This is a genomic window from Achromobacter sp. 1014246743 (assembly GCF_059760725.1).
On record NZ_JCBANA010000026.1, the window covers coordinates 1 to 18,782 of the forward strand.

An 18,782-nucleotide genomic window follows, 5' to 3' on the forward strand; every position below is an offset into this window, starting at 1 on the left:
TAGTTTTATATCTATATCTTGCTTCTTTTTTTGTATAGAGCCACCGCCCGCACCAGATATCAAAAAGAGCCCTTTTGCTCGGAGCGCGCAAATGGTGTAAAAGACACAATCCCCGCCCCCCCCCATGCCCGCCCCTACAACCGCGCCAGCCCCGAAGTTGCCGAGACCGCCGGCCGCGCCAACGCCGCCGCCGGTGATGATGCCGGAGATCAGAGGCGGCACCCGGTTAATGAGCAACAGCAGTGCCAGGCAGAAAACCAGCATCACACCCATTTCTTCAAAGTTGAGCGTGCCCTTGCCCATCTTGGCGTAAAACCCGGTCAGCAGATCGTTGCCGATCCCGACCAGAGCGACCATGACAAGCAGGTTGACGCCAACCCCGAGGACGGTCTTGTAGTAGTTGATCGCCATATCAGAGGTCCAGCGCGATCCGCCGAAGCCAAGGAAGAAAATTCCCAGGTACATCAGGCACCAGGACGACACCAGAACAAGCAGCATATTGACTGCAATGGTGGCGAGCAGCAGCAGGATTCCGAGGCTAAGAATTGCCCCGATGACGGTATCAACCGGACTCCACAGGGACGAATTCTTGACGTGCTGCTGAAAGATCATAAAGCCCACATCGACGATACCGGAGGGCGTCACGGACGATATGCCGGTGGCTTTCGAGCCGAGTTGCTGCAACGACTGAATAATCGCATCTGCGATTTCTGGCCCGTTTCGCAGCAGCCAAAGGTAGAAGCCGAAAAACAGGATGAAGCGCACGAACTCCGCAAAGAACTCGCCAACATCGGCCCTTTTCAGGGCCAGTGTGCCGCCCGTCCAGACCAGGGAAATCGTACCCAGGGTCCAGAAAAGCCAGGTCGCGGCATCCATGATGACCGTTTTCCAGCTCGATGCCTTGCTAGCGAATTCCGTCACCACCTGGTCAAGCATGCCCTGGTTGGTCAGCTCGGCCGAGGCACCCGTTGAGAACAATGCGAAGGCCAGGCCGACGCTAAGGGCGAACGCCATTCGTTTCATGGTTTCACCTCCAGCCAGTTCTTAGGATTCTCGGTCGGTGCAATCACCGACCGGCGGGAGCACGCGCCGGCGAACTGCTCGCGCGTTGGCCGATCCTCGATTTTCTGTATGCGGTCGGGCGCGCAGTTTTCCGCGTTCACCTCGGGCATTTGGGCCGGCTGCTTGTTATCGCAGCCGGCCACCAATGCGACGAGAAGGGCGGTCAAGAGGACCGTTGATTTCTTCATGTTCTGGCCCTCCTACGGCTTCACTTGCAGCCAGTTTTTCGGGTTGGGAGTCTTCCCGATCCTGGGTTCCGTCGATGCCTTATGCGCGGCTTCCTGTTGCGCCTCACGGTCGGTTTGGGCCTGCAATTGCGCACCGATGGCGTTCTGCTGTGCCAGCAGCAGGCCACGGATTTGCAGGAGCTGGTTGGACTGCTGGCTGGCGATCTGATTGGCGTAGCCGATGGCTTCCATCTGCCCTTTTGCGCCCTGCGCCTGCGATTGCAGCCGTTCGAGCTGCCGCGCGTCCGCCTGTAGGTTTTCCTGCTGATCTTTGATGCCTTTGAACAGCGCGTCATTCGCGGCCTTTTGCGACTGCGAACCCAAGGCGCGGGTTTTCTCCAGCGCGGCGCGTTCGGTGTCGGAGCAGCCGGCCGAGGTGAAGCAGGGCGACGACTTGTAGTAGGAAACGTCCTGGAACTTGCCCAGGTAGGCGTCCAGGCTACCGACCTGATTGGTTAGGCTGTTCAGGCTGTCAATGGACTGCATCAGCCCGTTGATGGTGGACTGCGCTTGATCCCAAATGTAGGCGGCTGGCGCGACCGTGTTTTGCAGCATGTTTTCGTACTGCTGCAACTGCGTTGCGTACTGCTCGATTTGCTTCTGGACCTGCGCGACTTGCTGAATCGCGGTGACGGTCGTTTGCGACAGGTTAGTCCCGTCGATGACCGGGATGCCCGCTTGCGCCGGCATCGAGCCGACGCCAAGGGTCACGGCGATGGACAGAGCGATTTTAGCCGCTAAATTTTGCGGCTTCGCAGTGAGTAGCTCTCGCTTGTTGCTCAGGGTGCTGATTGTTTTTGCATGCATTGCTTTGACCTCCATCAGTCACTTTCGAATGTGTGCCTGATAATGCCCTGCAATGCGGAATCATATCGACCTAATAATTGGCAAAAACGGTTGACACGAGAAATAGTCATTCAAAAACGCTGGGACTCCGGTGACGTTTTCGTGTGCATCTGTCTCGCCGGCCTGTTCGGCTCAACCTCAGGAACCGGCGGTAGCCGGCCAGCCTCGCAGAGCAGGATTCCCGTTGAGTGCCACCGGCGCGAATAAGGGACAGTGAAGATAGATAATCGGCTCCGCCGATTAGCTAACTTCACACATCCTGCCCGCCTTACGGCGTTGTTTACACCAAGGAAAGTGTTGGTCGCGTTTTGTGGATTCATCTGTAAATGCCGAGCCGAACGTGTGTACGCGTCAAATACACGGCATTACAGGAAAACACAGAGGTTTCCTGCCGATTTCCGCGCGAACTCCTAGACATTTCCCCGCGATTTACACACGCTGTTTGCAGATGCAGCCGATCCGAATTCGAAGTTGCAGGAGCGAGCGCTGCGGACCGCTGGGAACAATCTCTCAAGATTGGAATACTGTTTGGACGCCGAGGGAATTGGGTTTTAGCTGCTAAAGAACATTGGCGGCCTTACTCTGCGCAATGATGAGGTCCGGCTATCATGTCGCCTCCGATATCTCGTGTGGAGACAGAAGTGATGGCGTTGAAGGGGCTTGTGGTTGGCGTGCTGATGGGAGCAGTGTTGGTCGGCTGTGGTGACGATGCCATTGCGGATAAGCAATACGACGTGAGCGACGAAACATGCAAAGTGGATTACTGGAAGACCTTGCCGGCAGGAAAGTCGCGCGATGACCTGGTAGCGCAATGCTTGCGCCGTGGCGAATACAAGCACTCAGAGCCGAAAACCTGGTAAAGCGGCCCGGGCCGGCTCGGCTCGACTTCCGCACCTGACGACCGAAACGGTCAACGAACGGCCTGTACGAACGCAGAAAAGCCCATGTTTTCCGTGCTTTCGTAATCCTATGTTCTTGATTTGTTCCGACTTTATTGACACTTGAGGGGCGGCTTCTCGCGGAAAGAATAATAATATTCTTACCGACATCAGGCCGCCGGCTCACTCCGTGCCGACCAGTCGCAACCGGCGCCAGCCTGAAAACGCGATGTACGGTCCGTGGTGCGATTTTCGGGTCGCGAGGCTACCCAACCATTACCGAACCGCTTTGAACGGCCTCCTGGCCGTCCTGCGCGCTCTTGCAGGGTGTCTGATCTGGTCGCCTCCTATTCCGTCCTCATTGGGCGGATGTAGGACGCTTCATGAAGGGAAACCGGAAACCGACGTTTTTGGTTGAACGCCAGGAGGGGCAGTAGGCGCATTCGGTGGACGCTCTCCTTCCTTGGTGTTCAACCGTCGGCCCATGGCCGACCGGCAAGGCCGGACCGCGCCTCAAGCGCGGGCTGTGCCGCGCAGGATCTGAATATCCTGAATATCCTGCTAACTCCGGGCGGGTGTGCCACGTTTCGGGCGACTGTGCCACGCTATCGGGCGGGTGTGCCACGCCATCGGGCGGCTGTGCCACGCTTTAGGTGTTGCCTGTGCCCTTCTTCTTGATGCGGTCGCCGTCAATCACAAGCCCGATTTGCCGTAATTTTTCGGCGTCCTCTTTGAGCCTTCGACGAGCATCGCGCATGGTTTGACTTGAGGCTTCCCCGGTTACTGCCACGATAACGGTGTCGATATACCACCCGCCTGTTGGCTCTACTTTGTGGCTCAAAACGTGCCGCGCGACAGCCTGGCTGATGCCATGCTGGAGGCGGGCGATGGGGGCTGGGTCGTAGTACAAACGCAAGTCATGCTCAAGCAGCATCACCAGTGCAACGCCAAGCCGCACCCGCCACAAGTTCCGCTCGCCCCCCGTCAGCGGATCGGGACGCGTCATGGGCGAAGGGATAACATGGTCAATCAATCCGCCGATGATTGGGAAATCGAATTGCGGCGTCTCGATAGTGATCGTCGCGGCACGTAACTCAACCAACAGCTTTTCGATCTGCGTGAAGCTGTACCGGCTGTCAGACAGTGTTTTTCGCACACGGGCGGGGTCCACCAAAAGCTCAACGCCACCATCAGAGACATCGCGCCGACGTTCGGCGCAGTACAAAATCGCTTCTACGATATCGGCGTGCCGCTGGCCTAACCTCCCGGTTACGCGACAGCGGCCGAAAGAGGTATCCATCCAATCGCCTTCGCGCGGGCGCGGGCGCAGGCTAGGCTGATAGAGCATCACCCGTGCCTGCGCGCTCGTACTGGTAGGGGTCACGGCATTACCACCGCTCATCGTCCCTCCCATTCACGACGTGCAGGCTGCTCTCCTTCTTCACGTCCACTAGCTCTACCGGCCGCAACACGCCGCCGGCGTGCCTCAAATACCAGCGATCAAGTTCGGTGGCGTCGTAGTTCTGTTTGGATACGCCGAAGCGCACGAAGTAGCCGCGCCGCTCGTTGCCAATGGGCTGCCGCTCATAGACGCGATCACTCAGACGCTTGGCCTCATCCGCGGTCATCTTCGCCACGAAGCCACACCAGCGGGCATTGTCGATTAGAGCTGACGCGCCTCTCGCAGCCTGCTGCTGATCGGCCAGTCCCTCGCGGGCGCTACCTTTGCTGACGTGGTGCAGGTACAGGACTGATGCGCCGGTGCTGGCCGCGACGTACTCAAGGGTGGCGACAAGACGCGCCATGTCGCCGTTGCTGTTCTCATCCAAGCCGTGAATCCGGCTCAAAGTATCGAGCACAATCAGCCGAGCACCAGCGCTAGTCTCAATTAGACGGGCCAACTCTGATTCTTTCATCACGTCCATGCGCTGCCCCATGATCGGCATAACGCTCAGGTTCTCCGCGATGGCTTCCCGAGCCTGCTGATCAAGGTACTTGCCAATAGCGTGAACTCGGCACACAAGCGCCGGCAGCGGGTCTTCTCCAGCGAGATAAATCACGCGTCCGGTGTGCTGCGGGTTGAAGCCCACAAGGTCACCGCCCGCAACGCTGCACGCAATGGACATTGCTGCTTCCAGCGCCCAGAAGCTCTTGCCAGTGGCTCCAGGCGCTACCAGCGCTCCGACTGTTCCCGCAAGGAAGCCGGGCCATATGAAGTCAAGTACAGGCGGCTCATTCTCGAATGCCGCCCGCAAATCAATGGACACAATTCAGCCCCCCATTCCGGGGCGACGGGCCTGGATGCCCGACAACTTGCGGGCCTCAATCCATTCCTCGACATCGGCCAAATCCCACACGACATTTCGGCTAGTGAGCGCAATCCGGCGGGGGAATTCTCCCCGTTGCTCCAGGTTGTAAATCGTGCGCTCGCACAGCGGGATCATCGCCAGTAGTTTTTTCTTGTTGATTAGAGTCCTGTTCGTCGTTGCCTGCATGCATGAACCTCCGTCAGTCACTTTCTAATGTGTGCCTGATCATGCCTTGCAACGCAGTATTGCATCAGCCTAATAATTGGCGATAATGGTTGACATGAAAATTAAATCTACCATTACCGTTTGGGAGGGATGCGATCCCACAGTCTCAGAAGCCATCGGACAGCTTCAGGATCGCTGGCATCCATACTCCAGGTATTCAAAGCGCTACCCCATCGTTCGGCTGATACAGGAGCTGATCGACCCCGCTATGGCCGCATATACGGCGGCGCTGCCGCAACGCTACCTGGGCTACGTCCCTGGCGCGGGAACAGGGGTGAGCTTCAGCGAGATCATTCGGTTGGTGGGGCTTGATGCGATGGTTCGCGTGCAGCGGCAGTTGCTACGCCAGTTCGTCAAAACCGAGGACAAGCAATCCACGAGGGATGAGCGATTTGTGGCGACACTGGAAACGTTGATCGAATTGGTTGGGGACTGCGCCTGCAAACGACCGGCAAAGTCCCGAGTACGCACCACCCGCCTGAATGGCGAACGTCGACAAAGTTTTTGCAGGTTCTGTGGTTCACTAACCGAACTCGCCTTGTACGCTGACGGGAGCGACACCCCGAAGGCCAATGATCTGGAAGAAGAACTTCGACTGAGCAGCCAATACTGCCTAGATCATCGGCCAAGGTTGCCAAGCGGCACATGGAATCCCGCCTATCGGCAAGCGAGGCGATCAGTCGCTCAATTCGATCTCGAATTGAGCAGGCTTAGCCAGCAATGCGCAAAGCCTGCCACTCCCCAAGCGAAATCGGGCAATCAGCTAGTTGATAGCTACGTCTTTCACTACGTGGCGGGTCAATGCTTGCAGCCGGCAGACACAAGCGAACTTCGTAATCAAGCACGGCAGATGGTGGACGCGAAGCTGTCGGATCGTAAAAAGCAGATGCTGATGCTCCAGTGGTCAGGACACAATCAGTCGGATATTGCACGAAGGCTGGGCATCGAACGCCAAGCCGTCTCTAAGGCCATTGCCGCAATCCCCGAGAGATTTCACCTAAAACCAACGAAGCGCCATGGCCGGTAAATCCTTTGCGCCTGGACCCTTTTTGCTCGTGTGGAAATCACGGGGGAACTGTTGAGGAATTCGCGCGGAAATTGGCAGGAAACCGATTGGAAAATGCTATTTTTCCACTATTGGAGCCCGATTCTTCCGCGATTCTGGCCGATTTCGGCGCGACAACCCCGTTTCCTCGCCGATTCCAACGCGATCGCGGCGAAATAGCGGTTCTTTCCACACAGACGTACGCGGAAGAAACGCGGCTGAGGTGCGGGCAGGATAGGTGAAGTAGGCCCACCCGCAAGCGGGTGTTCCTTCTTCACTGTCCCTTATTCGCGCCGGTGGCACTCAACGGGAATCCTGCTCTGCGAGGCTGGCCGGCTACCGCCGGCTAAAGAGGTTGAACGATGGAGTTCTTTAGCGGCTAAAACTGCGTGGGTAAGAAAAGCCCTCCACGCTCCCATCCAAAATTCACGGTTTCAGGCTTGGCTTCCTGAGCGTCCACTCATCGATCATGTCCGCCCAATCCTGTAGCATCGACGTGCGCTGCTCGCGGTACTCGGCCTTGTTGTAAACGGCCCTGACGCCCCTCTGCTCGTGCGCCAAGCACTTCTCGATCCAGTCCGTGTTGTAGCCGGCCTCATGCAGCAGCGTGCTGGCCGTGCGTCGTAAGTCATGCGGGCCGAACTTGGCGAGCGATTTCCCCTCCTTCTGCGCCAGTCGGTACGTCAGCGTTAGCACCTGGTTGAGCGTGGCGCTGCTCATGGGCAGGTCCGAGTCGTACCGCGACGGAAGCACGTAGTCGGACCCGCCGGCAAAGGTCTTGAGGGCGATAAAAATGTCCAGCGCCTGCCGGGACAGGAACACCAGATGAGGATTGCGCCGTTTCATCCGCTCCTTCGGGATCGTCCAAAGCGCCTGACTGAAGTTGATCTCGCTCCAGGTCGCGTTGGTCAACTCGCTCTTACGCACCATCGTTAGCAACAGCAGCTTGGCCGCCGCCCGGATGGAAGGCGTCGTGCCGATGCGCTCCATGTACTGGTACATCAAGCCGATTTCATCGGGCGTCAGCGCCCGGTCGCGTGGCTCGAACTTGGCGATGGTCGTAGGACGTACCAGATTGGCCGGGTTCTCAACCTTTTGGCCGCGCTCGATGGCCCAACGATAGACCTGCAATACGATTTCGCGGGAATGCACTGCCGTTGCCGGTGCGCCTCGCTCCACAATGGCATCGGTCAGCGTACGCAAGTCTTCGTGGGTGATCTCCGCCAGTTTTTGGTTGCCGAATTTCGGCTTCAGTTCACGCTCGAAGACAGAGCGGCGCATGTCACGCGTGGATTCGGCCATCTGATAGCCGCGCAGCCACTTTTCGGCCCACGCACCGAATGTCTCAGCATCCTTGACGCGGGCCTTGTCCCGCGCCTTCTCTTTGGCCGGGGATTTCCCTGCGGCGATCATCTTCTTGGCTTCGCCCAGCCGTTCGCGGGCTTCCGCAAGGGTGATCCCGCCGACACCGTAGCGGCCGAAGGTGATGGTCTCCTGCCTGCCGTGGATTGAGTAGTTGTAGCGGAACGAGATCGACCCGGCAGGCGTCACGGCCACATAGAGGCCGTCGCGGTCATTCACCTTATAGAGCTTGTCCTGTGGCTTGAGGTTGCGCAGCTTGGTATCGGTCAGCATGGGTTGGGTGGCTCTCCACGTCAAAATACCATGCTCAGAACACTCGTATTTTCTCCACTTAAATTCATATAGATCAACGAGTTAGGTAAATTTGATACCATGAACCACTCGTTCTGAGCGACATGGTATCAACTGCCAAGCATGGCATCAGGTTCATTCGATACCCTCTACCATGCCATAAAAAAATGGTGCTTGGCTATGCGAAAATTTACCAGACGGTGCCACTCAAAGAATCAAAAAAGCCCGCATTTACGCGGGCTTAGGTGCTCTTTCTTGCTGTCTGGTGCCGGACTGTACTAGACGTCCGATCACTCCCACTCAATCGTCGCCGGCGGCTTGCTCGACACGTCGTACACCACCCGATTGATCCCACGCACTTCATTGATAATCCGCGAAGACACGCGAGCCAGCAACGGATGCGGCAGCGGCGCCCAATCTGCCGTCATGAAGTCAAACGTCTGCACGGCACGCAGGGCCACGACGTATTCATACGTACGGCCATCGCCCATCACGCCCACCGATTTCACCGGCAGGAACACGGCAAAGGCTTGCGAGGTCAGCTCGTACCAGGTCAGGCCGCTGGCTTCGTCCTTGGTGTTGCGCAGTTCTTCGATGAAGATCGCATCCGCACGACGCAGCAGTTCGGCGTATTCGTGCTTCACTTCGCCCAGGATGCGCACGCCCAGGCCGGGGCCGGGGAACGGGTGGCGGTAGACCATCTGCGGCGGCAGGCCCAGGGCGACGCCCAGTTCGCGGACTTCGTCCTTGAACAGTTCGCGCAGGGGTTCCAGCAGTTGCAGGTTCAGCGTGTCGGGCAGGCCGCCCACGTTGTGGTGCGACTTGATCGAGGTGGCCTTGCCGGTCTTGGCGCCGGCCGATTCGATGACGTCGGGGTAGATGGTGCCCTGGGCCAGCCACTTGGCGCTTTGCTGCTTGCCGGCTTGTTCCTGGAACACTTCGACGAATTCGCGGCCGATGATCTTGCGCTTGGCTTCGGGGTCGGCCACGCCGGACAGCTTGCCCATGAATTGGGCGGTGGCGTCGACGTGGATGATCTTGACGCCCATGTTCTCGGCGAAGGTCTGCATGACCTGCTTGCCTTCGTCCAGGCGCAAGAGGCCGTGGTCGACGAAGACGCAGGTGAGCTGGTCGCCGATGGCCTTGTGGATCAGCGCGGCAGCCACCGACGAATCGACGCCGCCGGACAGGCCCAGGATGACTTCGTCGGTGCCGACCTGCTCGCGGATGCGGGCGACGGCTTCGGCGACGTAGTCGGGCATGTTCCAGTCGCCCTGGCATTCGCAGATCTCGTTGACGAAGCGGGCCAGCATGGCCTTGCCTTGAACGGTGTGCGTGACTTCGGGGTGGAACTGGACGGCGTAGAAGCGGCGGTCTTCGTCGGCCATGCCGGCGATGGGACACGACGGCGTGGACGCCATGATCTTGAAGCCCGGGGGCAGCTCGGTGACCTTGTCGCCGTGGCTCATCCAGACCTTGAGCATGCCGTGGCCGTCGGCGGTGGTGAAGTCTTCCAGGCCTTCCAGCAGCTTGGTGTGGCCATGGGCGCGGACTTCGGCGTAGCCGAATTCGCGGTGGTCGGAGAAGCTGACCACGCCGCCCAGTTGCTGCGCCATGGACTGCATGCCGTAGCAGATGCCCAGCACGGGCACGCCCAGCTCGAACACGGCGTGGGGCACGCGCATGGAGCCTTCTTCGTAGGCCGAAGCGTGGCTGCCCGACAGGATGATGCCCTTGAGGCCTTGCGCCATTTGTTCGCGCACGAAGGCGTCGTCGACGTCGCCCGGATGCACTTCGGAATAGACGCCGGCTTCGCGAACGCGACGGGCGATCAGTTGGGTGACTTGCGAACCGTAGTCGAGAATGAGGATGCGCTGGTGCATGGAGACTCTACCGGTAATGAATGAAACCGCAGTAAATAAAACCGCACCGGCAGACCCGCTGACTGATTTTGCGGTTCTGCCGGTGCGTGATGCATGACATTGTAGTTGACTGTACGGGAATCAGTCGGCGCGGTAGTTGGGCGCTTCCTTGGTGATCTGTACGTCGTGCACGTGGGATTCGCGGACACCGGCCGAGGTGATTTCCACGAATTCGGCCTTGGTGCGCATGTCGTCGATGGTGGCGGCGCCGCAGTAGCCCATCGAGGCGCGGATGCCGCCGACCAGTTGGTAGATGATGGCCAGCACGCTACCCTTGTAGGGGACGCGGCCTTCGATGCCTTCGGGGACCAGTTTGTCGGCGTTGTTGGCCGGGTCCTGGAAGTAGCGATCGGCCGAACCGTCGGTCATGGCGCCCAGGCTGCCCATGCCGCGGTACGACTTGTACGAACGGCCTTGGAACAGCACGACTTCGCCCGGGGCTTCTTCGGTGCCGGCGAACATGCCGCCCATCATGCACGAGAAGGCGCCGGCCGCCAGGGCCTTGGCGACGTCGCCCGAGTAGCGGATGCCGCCGTCGGCGATGAGGGGCACGCCCGTGCCTTCGAGCGCCTTGGCGACTTCGGAGATGGCATGGATTTGCGGCACGCCGACACCGGCGACGATGCGGGTGGTGCAGATCGAGCCGGGGCCGATGCCGACCTTGACGCCGTCGGCGCCGTATTCGACCAGCGCGCGCGCGGCGGCGGCGGTGGCGATGTTGCCGCCGATGACTTCGACCTTGGGGTAGTTCTGCTTGACCCAGCGCACGCCTTCCAGCACGCCCTTGGAGTGGCCGTGGGCGGTGTCGACGATGAGGACGTCGACGCCGGCGGCGACCAGCTTTTCGACGCGCTCTTCGGTGCCGGCACCCACGCCGACCGCTGCGCCGACGCGCAACTGGCCCTGGGTGTCTTTGCTGGCGAGCGGGTGTTCGGTGTTCTTGACGATGTCTTTGACGGTGGCCAGGCCACGCAGTTCGAAGCCGTCGTTGACGATCAGCACGCGCTCGAGGCGGTGCTTGTGCATCAGGGCCTGCGCTTCATCGAGCGTGGCGCCTTCTTTCATGGTGACCAGGCGTTCCTGCGGCGTCATGATGTTGCGCAGGGGTTGGTCGAGGTTTTCTTCGAAGCGCAGGTCGCGGTTGGTGACGATACCGACCAGCTTGCGGCCTTCGACGACCGGCAGGCCCGAGATGCCATGCTGGCGCTGCAACGCAATGGCGTCGCGCACTTTCATCTGGGGGGTGACGGTGACCGGATCGATCACGATGCCGAATTCGTGGCGCTTGACGCGGGCGACTTCACGGGCCTGGGCGTCGGCGGACAGATTCTTGTGGATGATCCCGATGCCACCTTCCTGGGCCATGGCGATGGCCAGGCGGGACTCGGTGACGGTGTCCATGGCGGCGGACACGAGGGGGATGTTCAGGCTGATGTTGCGGGTGAGGCGCGTGGCCAGGGAGGTGTCGCGCGGCAACACCTCGGAATACGCAGGCACCAACAACACATCGTCGAAGGTGAGCGCTTTTTGAACGAGACGCATGGGTAACTCCGGGCGCAAAGCAAGATTATACGCCGCCTGTGTGTTTTGACTAGGTATTGACCCTAGGTCGGCGCAGGATTTTTGCGACTTTTTTCATGGGCGTGGCGCGGCCGCGACTATTTTTACCCGGATCATATTGACAGGCGCTTTTTGTCGGATCACAATGCATTCCATAAAATTTACCCGGGCAAAATTTAGCCTTGACCGCCATGACCACGATTCCCTCCCCCGCCGCAGCGTCCGCGGCCGCCCTGCACACCGCCTTCGAAGGCCACCGCCTGCTGGCGCGCGGCCCGCTGGCCGATGTAGCGCTGGCCGTGCGGCAGACCTCGGCCGCCGGCAGCGATGCCGCCATCCTGGTGTTCGATGACCAGACCGGCAAGCAGGTCGACCTGGACCTGCGTGGCGACGAGGCGCAGATTCGCCAGCGCTACCAGCCGCAGCCGGCTGCCGACGCCGCGCCAACGGAAGATGCACCCGACGCCGCCCCGCGTGGCCGCGGCCGGCCCAAGCTGGGCGTGGTGCCGCGCGAAGTGACCCTGCTGCCGCGCCATTGGGACTGGCTGGCCGCGCAACCCGGCGGCGCCTCGGTGGCGCTGCGCAAGCTGGTGGAACAGGCGCGCCGCGACAACGAGGCGCGCGACCAGCAACGCCAGCGGCAAGAGGCCGCGTACCACTTCATGTCCAGCATGGCGGGCAACCTGGCCGGTTTCGAAGAAGCCACGCGTGCGCTGTATGCGGGCGACCGAGAGCGGTTCGCGCGGCAACTGGCCGACTGGCCGCAGGACGTGCGCGACTACGCGATGCACCTGGCGTGGGCGGACGCGGCGGCGTAGGCAGCACGATGAACCGCCGTGTCTGGTCATGTGGCGCCCTGGTCGCGGTGGCGTTGGCGCTGGCCGGCGCCTGGGGCTGGCACGCCTGCCGGCAACCGGGCGCGTCCGACGTACCCCGGTTGGAGGCCCTGCTGGCCTACGTGCAACCGCTACGCATCGCGGGCTATTCGGCCAAGGGGCCGAAGCAATTGGCCTACGGGGCCGTTCGGTATTGCGAACCGGCAGGTGCATCGTGCGCGTTGCCGGATCGGCCGGCAAGCCAGGCCTTTGATGCGCAAGCGGCAGCGCAGCATGCGGATTTGCGCAGGCGTATCCGCGAGCTGGGATTGGCCATCGACGCCTTTCGTATCGAGTACGACGCGTCGGGCGCGGTGGCGCATGCCACGCTGGATGTGGCGGACCGTCACCTGCTCTGGTACGAATATTCGCCGCAGGAACCGCTGCTGCCGTCGCACCCGCAATTGGTCGTCACGCCCCTGGCCGGGCCGTGGTATCTGCAGGAAGATATCGACTGGAACTAGGGCCACGCCCCGGCCACCGCCCCGGCCCACGGCAGCACCGCGCCGCGCACGCTGGTAAGCTCTGTCTATATGGATGCCACCCCCCGGAACTTCCTGCTGTACGACGGCGACTGCCCGTTCTGCACGAATTACGTGCGGATGGTGCAGTTGCGCAAAGCCGTGGGGCCGGTGGCGCTGTTGAACATGCGTGAACATCCGGACCTGGCCGCGGCCTTTCGCAAGCAAGGCTACGACCTGAACGAAGGCATGCTGCTGCGGCTGGACGGCAAGACCTACTGGGGCGCCGACTGCATCAACCGGCTGGCGTTGATCAGCACCGACAACGACCTGTTCAACAAAGTGAATGCCGCGGTGTTTCGCAGCCCGTGCCTGTCGGCGGCGCTGTATCCGTTCATGCGGCGCGGGCGCGCGCTGACGCTGGCGCTGATGGGCAAGAAGAAGATGCCGGCCTGACGTCGCGGCCCGCCGCGGCAGCGAGCCGCGGCAAGCATCGCGTGCCCCACCCGCTGGCCGAGCGCTTCGGCGAAAGCCGCTTGCCACAACCAAATGCAACGCATTATCATTCCGGTCCCACTTTACGGCCACCGGTATGGCAAGCCGCTTATCACGCGCGAAGGGATTCCTGCCCTTCTACGAGGAATTGCTGCGCACGTGGACGCGACGCCTGGGCAACCGGCCCGCGGCCGAAGACCTGTCGCACGACACCCTGCTCAAGTGCCTGGAGGCGGACGACGCCACCGTGCGGGAGCCGCGCGCCTATCTGCATCAGACGGCGCGCAATCTGGTCATCGACCAGCATCGGCGAGAAGGCGGCGTCGAGATGCTGCCGCTTGATATCATTGCGGCCCATCCCAGCCGCCTGGGCGACCCGCTGTCGCAGGCCCGGTCGGGCCAATTGACGCAAGACCTGGAACGCGCCCTGGCCGAGCTGCCCGAAAAATGCCGCCAGGTGTTCCTGTGGCAACGGCTGGAAGGCCTGAGCCAGGCCGAGATCGCCGAGCACATGGGCCTTAGCAAGAACATGGTCGAAAAATACATGATCCGCGCCTTGCGCCACCTGCGGCAGCGCCTTAGCGCGCATGCGCCGCACTAGCCGCGCGCCGCTGCCATGACGCACTCCCTGCCCGCCCCGCCCCCTCCGGATGAAGCCGCCGCGCGCTGGTTTGCGCGCGCGCAGTCGGGCGACATGACCGAGGCCGAGCGGCAGGCGCTGCGCGATTGGTTGGAAGCCGATCCGCGCCACCGCTACGAATACGATTTTCTTGACCGCCTATGGCAAGCGTCCGGCCAGGTGCAGCCCGAACGCGTGCAACGCCAGGCCGCTGCGCCACGCCGCCGGCGTTTTCTGGTGGGCGCGGGCGCGACGCTGGCGCTGGCGTTGGCAGGCGGCGTCGTGCTGATGATGCCCGGGGACAAGGTGATGGCGTTGGCGACCGGCATCGGCGAGCGCAAGCAATTGCAGCTGCCCGATGGCTCGCTGCTGGAACTGAATACGCGCAGCCAGGTTCGGGTACGGCTGGGCAAGGCGCAGCGCCTGGTGGAACTGGTGGCGGGCCAGGTGATGTTCACGGTGGCGCACGATTCGCAGCGGCCATTCGTCGTCGATGTGGGCCGCGGGTCGGTCACGGTCACGGGAACGCGCTTCGAGGTGCGGCGCGGCGACACCGGCGCGGACGTGGTGGTCGAGTCCGGGTCCGTGCGGGTCGACGGGCCGCCCGGCCTGGCGGGCGCCACGGCGGCGCTGACGGCCGGACAGCGCGTGGCGCTGGACGCCCAGGGCCGCCTGGGGCCGGTGACGGCGGCCGATGTCGACGCCGTGCTGGCCTGGCGCAACGGCAAGCTGGTGTTTTCCAACGCGGCGCTGGCCGACGTGGCGCGTGAAGTGTCGCGCTACCGCCGAGTGCCGATCGTGGTCGATGCCGCGTCGGCACGCATGCGCCTGACCGGCATGTTCAATACCGCCGACCCCGACAGCCTGCTGGCCGCCCTGCCCCAGTTGCTGCCGGTGACGGTGCGCCTGCTGCCGGACGGCACGGCGCAGGTGAGCGCGCGCTGATCGTTGCCGGAATCGGCTGTCGCGCCATCGTTACAAATTCCCATTCAGGTTTTTTTGCCGGATTGCGTCTTCCGCAAAAGCCCTCCGATGTCATGGCGCCTGTCCCGGGCGCCGACAACGGCGGGCCCCCTTTGGCAAAGAACAGGAGCAGGAACGTGCAGGCAGGGTTGGAACACTTGGGATTGGACGCGCGCAGCCCGTTGCGCAGCGCTGGGCGAACCGGCGCGCTGCGCCTGGCGCCGGTCGTGCTGGCGCTGGCTTGCGCGTTTGCGTCGGCCGCCTCGCAGGCCCAGGGCACGACGGCGGCGCCGATCGCATTCAGCATGCCCGCCCAGCCGCTGGACGCCGCACTCAAGCGCCTGGCGCAGCGCACGCCACTGCAACTGTTCTACGCCCCCGAGGTGGTGGCAGGTCTGCAAGCGCCGGCCCTGTCGGGCAGCTACACGCCCGAAGAGGCGCTGGCCCGGTTGCTGCGCGGCAGCGGCCTGGAGCAGCGCCGCGAAGGCAATGCCATCGTGCTGCAACGGGCTGCCGCGGCCCAGGCTGGCCCGGTGACGCTGGCCGCGGTGGAAGTGAGCGCGTCACGCACCCAGTCGGACCTGGCCAGCCCGACCCGGCAGACCACGGTGATCGAGCGTGACCAGCTGCAGGAATTGCGCACGGGTTCCGACAGCCTGGCCACGGTGCTGGCCAAGGCGGTGCCGGGCATGGCCGATTCCAGCCGCACCATTACCGACTACGGCCAGACGCTGCGCGGGCGCAGCATGCTGGTGCTGGTCGACGGCATTCCGCTGAACACCAACCGCGATTCCGCGCGCAACCTGGCCAATATCGACCCGGGGCTGATCGAACGGGTGGAAGTCCTGCGCGGCAGCAGCGCGATCTACGGCGCCGGCGCCACGGGCGGCATCGTGTCCATCACCACGCGCCCGGCCGGCGGCCCGGACGTGGCCGAGACCACGCTGACCGCCACGTCGCCGTTGACCCGCCTGCGCGCCGACGGCCTGGGCGGCCAGTTGCAGCAACACTTTGCCGGCAGCCAGGGCAAGCTGGACTATGCCTTCGACGTGGGCGGCCGGCATATCGGCAGTTCGTACGACGCCAACGGCCACCGCATCGCCCCCGAGCCCAGCCAGGGCGACATGTTCAACGCCAACGCCTTCAACGTGGGCGCGAAACTGGGCGTGCGGCTGGACGACAATCAGCGCGTGCAGTTGTCGGTCAGCCACTACAACGCCGACCAGGACACCCACTACGCGTCGGACCCCGCCGTGGCGCGCCTGCCGCCGGGGTCGGCCACGGCCCGCCCGCTGGACGGGCTGCAACTGGACGACCAGAACCAGATCCGCAATACCCTGGTCAACCTGGAATACCAGCATCAGTCGCTGTGGGGCAGCAAGCTCAGCACCCAGGTGTATTACCGCGACTACTACACCCGCTTCACGCCGTTCGATGCGCGCGCCGTGGTCACGCGCGGCAACAACGTCGACCAGGTGATGCAGAATTCGCACGTGCTGGGCAGCCGCATCACGGTGGACACGCCGCTGGGCGATGCCAAGCGCACCAAGCTGCTGTGGGGCCTGGATTTCAACCAGGAACGCAGCGACATGCCCAACGACATCTTCGACCCCGTGGCGTACGACGCCAGCGGCGGCCGGGTGTTTCGCCGCACCGGCACGGTGACCTACATGCCCGAGCTGACCACCCGCAGCACCGGCCTGTTCGGCCAGCTGGAACACAAGTTCGACGACCAGTGGTCCGCGCAGGGCGGCGTGCGCTACGAGTATTCCAGCGCCCGTTTCGACGATTTCGTGCCGCTGTCGCAGTCGCGGGTGGCGAATCCGCAGACGATCAAGGGCGGCTCGGTCAGCTACGACGCGCTGCTGTTCAACGCGGGGCTGGCCTATTCGCCGGTGCGGGGGCAAGAGTTCTATACCTCGTTCAGTCAGGGCTTCCAGTTGCCGGATATCGGCGTGCAGATGCGCAATGCCCGCCCGGGGTTCAACATCGCCTCGTCGGACCTGCAACCGGTCAAGACCAACAACTATGAAGTGGGTTGGCGCGGCGGCTTCGGCAATACGTCGGCGACGCTGGCGGTGTTCTATTCGACGTCCAAGCTGGGCGACGTGCAAAGCTTCAACAACGGGCTGATCCTGACCCGCACGCAAGAGAAGATCTTCGGCGTCGAAGGCAGCCTGGACTACAGCACCGACGATGACCGCTGGGGGGCCGGCGGCACCTTCACGTGGACGCGCGGCCGCGAAACGCCGGACGGCCAGCCCAGCCAGCCGATGACCGGCTACCGCATTGCGCCGCTCAAGCTGACCGGCTATCTGCAATACCGCCCCAGCGAGCACTGGAGCAACCGCGTGCAGGTCACGTATTTCGGCAGCAAGGACTACCGGCTGGACGGCGTGAACAGCTTCGGACGCCGCGAGGTCAGCAGCTACACCACGGTGGACCTGATCAGCCGCTACGAACTGAGCAAGCAGGACACGCTGACGCTGGGCATCGAAAACCTGTTCAACCGCGACTATTACCCCCAGTACAGCCAGTTGATGCGCAACAGCCTGAACAGCAGCCGCCTGCCGGCCGCGGGCATGGCGCTGACGGCGATGTACACGCATCGCTGGTAGGCGCGGAGCGCCTGGGCGGCTCGCGCGGGTGGAACGACGCCGTCCGCGCGGGCAGCTCGGACGGCGCCGGCCTCGATCACGCCGTTTCCGCGACTTGCGTGAGAAACGCGGCCAGCGCGGGGTTGTCGTGCTGCGCGTGCCAGGCCAGGTACATGTCGGCGTAGAGATCGCGCTGGCCCAGCGGCCGGAATTCCACGCCTTCCAGGCGCAGCTCGCGCGCCGAATCCGGCACGATGCCCACACCCAGGCCGGCCCGCACCAAGGCCAGCAGGGTGTGCGTCTGGCTGGCGCGCTGCACGTATTGCGGCTGCACGTCGGCCAGCCCGAAGGCGCCGACGATGCGGTCGTAGAAGTATTTGCCTTCGCGCGGCGAATACAGCACGAATGGCTGGCCCTGCAACAGGCGCAGCGGCACGACGGCGTGCGCACATAGCGGCGAACCGGCAGGCAGCGCCAGCATCAGCGGCTCGCGTTCGATCAGGCGGGCCTCGATGCCGCTTTGCTGCGGCACGCTGCGCGCCAGGATCGCATCCACCTCGCGCGCCACCAGCAGGCGCGACAGATCCGTGCTGACGGTTTCGCGCAACTGGATGTCCACGCCGGGCAGCCGCTTGCGCGCCCGCACCACCAGTGACGGCATCAGCCGGTACGACGCCACCGCCGTGAACCCCAGCGTGATGTGGCCGGCCTCGCCGCCCGAGGTGCGGCGGGCGATGGCCGCGGCGCGCGCGGAATATTCCAGCAGGTGGCGGGCATCGCGCAGAAATGCCCGGCCCGCCGCGCTCAGTTCCACCTGGCGGCTGCTGCGTTCGAACAGCGTCACGCCCAGGTCTTGCTCCAGCAACTGGATCTGGCGCGACAGCGGCGGCTGCGTCATGCACAGGCGCTGCGCCGCGCGGCCAAAGTGCAGTTCTTCGGCCACGGCGATGAAACATTCAAGCTGGCGGAATTCCATCGATTCAATCCTTGAATTGATCAATGCTATTTATAGCTCGAACAGTCATCCATCGGCAGGCATTCCTAT

General features: G+C 62.7%; 18 protein-coding genes. 8 read left to right on the plus strand and 10 right to left on the minus strand.

All coding sequences use genetic code 11. The features are described 5' to 3' along the window. The 3 genes from trbL to trbJ all read right to left on the minus strand — a co-directional run. A partial coding sequence (trbL, locus tag AC6LJ2_RS12850) for a P-type conjugative transfer protein TrbL (RefSeq protein ID WP_498151492.1) occupies positions 1-1,023 on the minus strand: 1,023 nt, incomplete at its 3' end. Further along, positions 1,020-1,250 carry an entry exclusion lipoprotein TrbK gene (trbK, locus tag AC6LJ2_RS12855; protein ID WP_034043834.1) on the minus strand — a complete coding sequence of 77 codons (231 nt, stop codon included), beginning with the start codon at positions 1,248-1,250 and terminating at the stop codon, positions 1,020-1,022. The genes trbK (AC6LJ2_RS12855) and trbL, both read right to left, overlap by 4 nt. Positions 1,251-1,262: 12 nt before the next feature. Continuing rightward, positions 1,263-2,111 carry a P-type conjugative transfer protein TrbJ gene (gene trbJ / locus AC6LJ2_RS12860; RefSeq protein WP_498151493.1) on the minus strand — a complete coding sequence of 283 codons (849 nt, stop codon included), beginning with the start codon at positions 2,109-2,111 and terminating at the stop codon, positions 1,263-1,265. A 668-nt stretch (positions 2,112-2,779) separates the two neighbouring features. Between trbJ and trbK (AC6LJ2_RS12865) the strand changes: the two genes are divergently transcribed. Then, complete coding sequence (gene trbK, locus AC6LJ2_RS12865; protein WP_498151540.1) at positions 2,780-2,995, plus strand: entry exclusion lipoprotein TrbK; 216 nt, start codon at positions 2,780-2,782, stop codon at positions 2,993-2,995. Positions 2,996-3,662: 667 nt separating this feature from the next. Here trbK (AC6LJ2_RS12865) and AC6LJ2_RS12870 read toward each other — a convergent pair. The 3 genes from AC6LJ2_RS12870 to AC6LJ2_RS12880 all read right to left on the minus strand — a co-directional run bounded on the left by AC6LJ2_RS12870 (position 3,663) and on the right by AC6LJ2_RS12880 (position 5,508). Beyond that, positions 3,663-4,313 (minus strand): hypothetical protein, encoded by a 651-nt coding sequence (locus AC6LJ2_RS12870; RefSeq protein ID WP_498151494.1) that lies wholly within the window; start codon positions 4,311-4,313, stop codon positions 3,663-3,665. 88 nt (positions 4,314-4,401) lie between these two features. After that, positions 4,402-5,280 (minus strand): helicase RepA family protein, encoded by an 879-nt coding sequence (locus AC6LJ2_RS12875; protein ID WP_200012266.1) that lies wholly within the window; start codon positions 5,278-5,280, stop codon positions 4,402-4,404. Between the two features lie 3 nt (positions 5,281-5,283). After that, positions 5,284-5,508 (minus strand): helix-turn-helix transcriptional regulator, encoded by a 225-nt coding sequence (locus AC6LJ2_RS12880; RefSeq protein ID WP_200012268.1) that lies wholly within the window; start codon positions 5,506-5,508, stop codon positions 5,284-5,286. A 94-nt stretch (positions 5,509-5,602) separates the two neighbouring features. Between AC6LJ2_RS12880 and AC6LJ2_RS12885 the strand changes: the two genes are divergently transcribed. Beyond that, positions 5,603-6,574, plus strand: a complete 972-nt coding sequence (locus AC6LJ2_RS12885) for a LuxR family transcriptional regulator (protein WP_233622052.1) — start codon at positions 5,603-5,605, stop codon at positions 6,572-6,574. A 444-nt stretch (positions 6,575-7,018) separates the two neighbouring features. Here AC6LJ2_RS12885 and AC6LJ2_RS12890 read toward each other — a convergent pair whose 3' ends face one another. The 3 genes from AC6LJ2_RS12890 to guaB form a co-directional block, all read right to left on the minus strand. Further along, positions 7,019-8,227, minus strand: a complete 1,209-nt coding sequence (locus AC6LJ2_RS12890; RefSeq protein ID WP_498151495.1) for a tyrosine-type recombinase/integrase — start codon at positions 8,225-8,227, stop codon at positions 7,019-7,021. A 308-nt stretch (positions 8,228-8,535) separates the two neighbouring features. Then, entirely contained in the window at positions 8,536-10,128 is a 1,593-nt protein-coding gene (guaA, locus tag AC6LJ2_RS12895) for a glutamine-hydrolyzing GMP synthase (protein ID WP_175192160.1), read from the minus strand. Positions 10,129-10,248: 120 nt separating this feature from the next. After that, entirely contained in the window at positions 10,249-11,709 is a 1,461-nt protein-coding gene (guaB, locus tag AC6LJ2_RS12900; protein WP_175192159.1) for an IMP dehydrogenase, read from the minus strand. A gap of 209 nt (positions 11,710-11,918) precedes the next feature. Here guaB and AC6LJ2_RS12905 point away from each other — a divergent pair, with 209 nt between their 5' ends. The 6 genes from AC6LJ2_RS12905 (at position 11,919) to AC6LJ2_RS12930 (ending at position 17,758) form a co-directional block, all read left to right on the plus strand. Further along, entirely contained in the window at positions 11,919-12,545 is a 627-nt protein-coding gene (locus AC6LJ2_RS12905; RefSeq protein WP_498151496.1) for a DUF2239 family protein, read from the plus strand. Between the two features lie 8 nt (positions 12,546-12,553). Then, positions 12,554-13,066 (plus strand): hypothetical protein, encoded by a 513-nt coding sequence (locus AC6LJ2_RS12910; protein ID WP_498151497.1) that lies wholly within the window; start codon positions 12,554-12,556, stop codon positions 13,064-13,066. Positions 13,067-13,135: 69 nt separating this feature from the next. Beyond that, positions 13,136-13,519, plus strand: a complete 384-nt coding sequence (locus tag AC6LJ2_RS12915) for a DCC1-like thiol-disulfide oxidoreductase family protein (protein WP_263914051.1) — start codon at positions 13,136-13,138, stop codon at positions 13,517-13,519. 136 nt (positions 13,520-13,655) lie between these two features. After that, complete coding sequence (locus AC6LJ2_RS12920) at positions 13,656-14,159, plus strand: sigma-70 family RNA polymerase sigma factor (protein WP_263914052.1); 504 nt, start codon at positions 13,656-13,658, stop codon at positions 14,157-14,159. Positions 14,160-14,174: 15 nt separating this feature from the next. Continuing rightward, positions 14,175-15,122 (plus strand): FecR family protein, encoded by a 948-nt coding sequence (locus AC6LJ2_RS12925; protein WP_498151498.1) that lies wholly within the window; start codon positions 14,175-14,177, stop codon positions 15,120-15,122. Between the two features lie 227 nt (positions 15,123-15,349). Further along, positions 15,350-17,758 carry a TonB-dependent receptor gene (locus tag AC6LJ2_RS12930; RefSeq protein ID WP_498151541.1) on the plus strand — a complete coding sequence of 803 codons (2,409 nt, stop codon included), beginning with the start codon at positions 15,350-15,352 and terminating at the stop codon, positions 17,756-17,758. 76 nt (positions 17,759-17,834) lie between these two features. Here AC6LJ2_RS12930 and AC6LJ2_RS12935 read toward each other — a convergent pair whose 3' ends face one another. After that, entirely contained in the window at positions 17,835-18,713 is an 879-nt protein-coding gene (locus tag AC6LJ2_RS12935; RefSeq protein WP_263914054.1) for a LysR family transcriptional regulator, read from the minus strand. Between the last annotated feature and the right edge of the window lie 69 nt (positions 18,714-18,782).

Coding starts and splice junctions, on each gene's coding strand:
- AC6LJ2_RS12905 (WP_498151496.1), top strand. CDS start 11,919: ATGACCACGATTCCCTCCCCCGCCGCAGCGTCCGCGGCCGCCCTGCAC.
- trbK (WP_034043834.1), bottom strand. CDS start 1,250: ATGAAGAAATCAACGGTCCTCTTGACCGCCCTTCTCGTCGCATTGGTG.
- AC6LJ2_RS12880 (WP_200012268.1), bottom strand. CDS start 5,508: ATGCAGGCAACGACGAACAGGACTCTAATCAACAAGAAAAAACTACTG.
- guaB (WP_175192159.1), bottom strand. CDS start 11,709: ATGCGTCTCGTTCAAAAAGCGCTCACCTTCGACGATGTGTTGTTGGTG.
- trbK (WP_498151540.1), top strand. CDS start 2,780: ATGGCGTTGAAGGGGCTTGTGGTTGGCGTGCTGATGGGAGCAGTGTTG.
- AC6LJ2_RS12910 (WP_498151497.1), top strand. CDS start 12,554: ATGAACCGCCGTGTCTGGTCATGTGGCGCCCTGGTCGCGGTGGCGTTG.
- AC6LJ2_RS12890 (WP_498151495.1), bottom strand. CDS start 8,227: ATGCTGACCGATACCAAGCTGCGCAACCTCAAGCCACAGGACAAGCTC.
- AC6LJ2_RS12870 (WP_498151494.1), bottom strand. CDS start 4,313: ATGGATACCTCTTTCGGCCGCTGTCGCGTAACCGGGAGGTTAGGCCAG.
- AC6LJ2_RS12885 (WP_233622052.1), top strand. CDS start 5,603: ATGAAAATTAAATCTACCATTACCGTTTGGGAGGGATGCGATCCCACA.
- AC6LJ2_RS12915 (WP_263914051.1), top strand. CDS start 13,136: ATGGATGCCACCCCCCGGAACTTCCTGCTGTACGACGGCGACTGCCCG.
- AC6LJ2_RS12920 (WP_263914052.1), top strand. CDS start 13,656: ATGGCAAGCCGCTTATCACGCGCGAAGGGATTCCTGCCCTTCTACGAG.
- guaA (WP_175192160.1), bottom strand. CDS start 10,128: ATGCACCAGCGCATCCTCATTCTCGACTACGGTTCGCAAGTCACCCAA.
- trbJ (WP_498151493.1), bottom strand. CDS start 2,111: ATGGAGGTCAAAGCAATGCATGCAAAAACAATCAGCACCCTGAGCAAC.
- AC6LJ2_RS12925 (WP_498151498.1), top strand. CDS start 14,175: ATGACGCACTCCCTGCCCGCCCCGCCCCCTCCGGATGAAGCCGCCGCG.
- AC6LJ2_RS12935 (WP_263914054.1), bottom strand. CDS start 18,713: ATGGAATTCCGCCAGCTTGAATGTTTCATCGCCGTGGCCGAAGAACTG.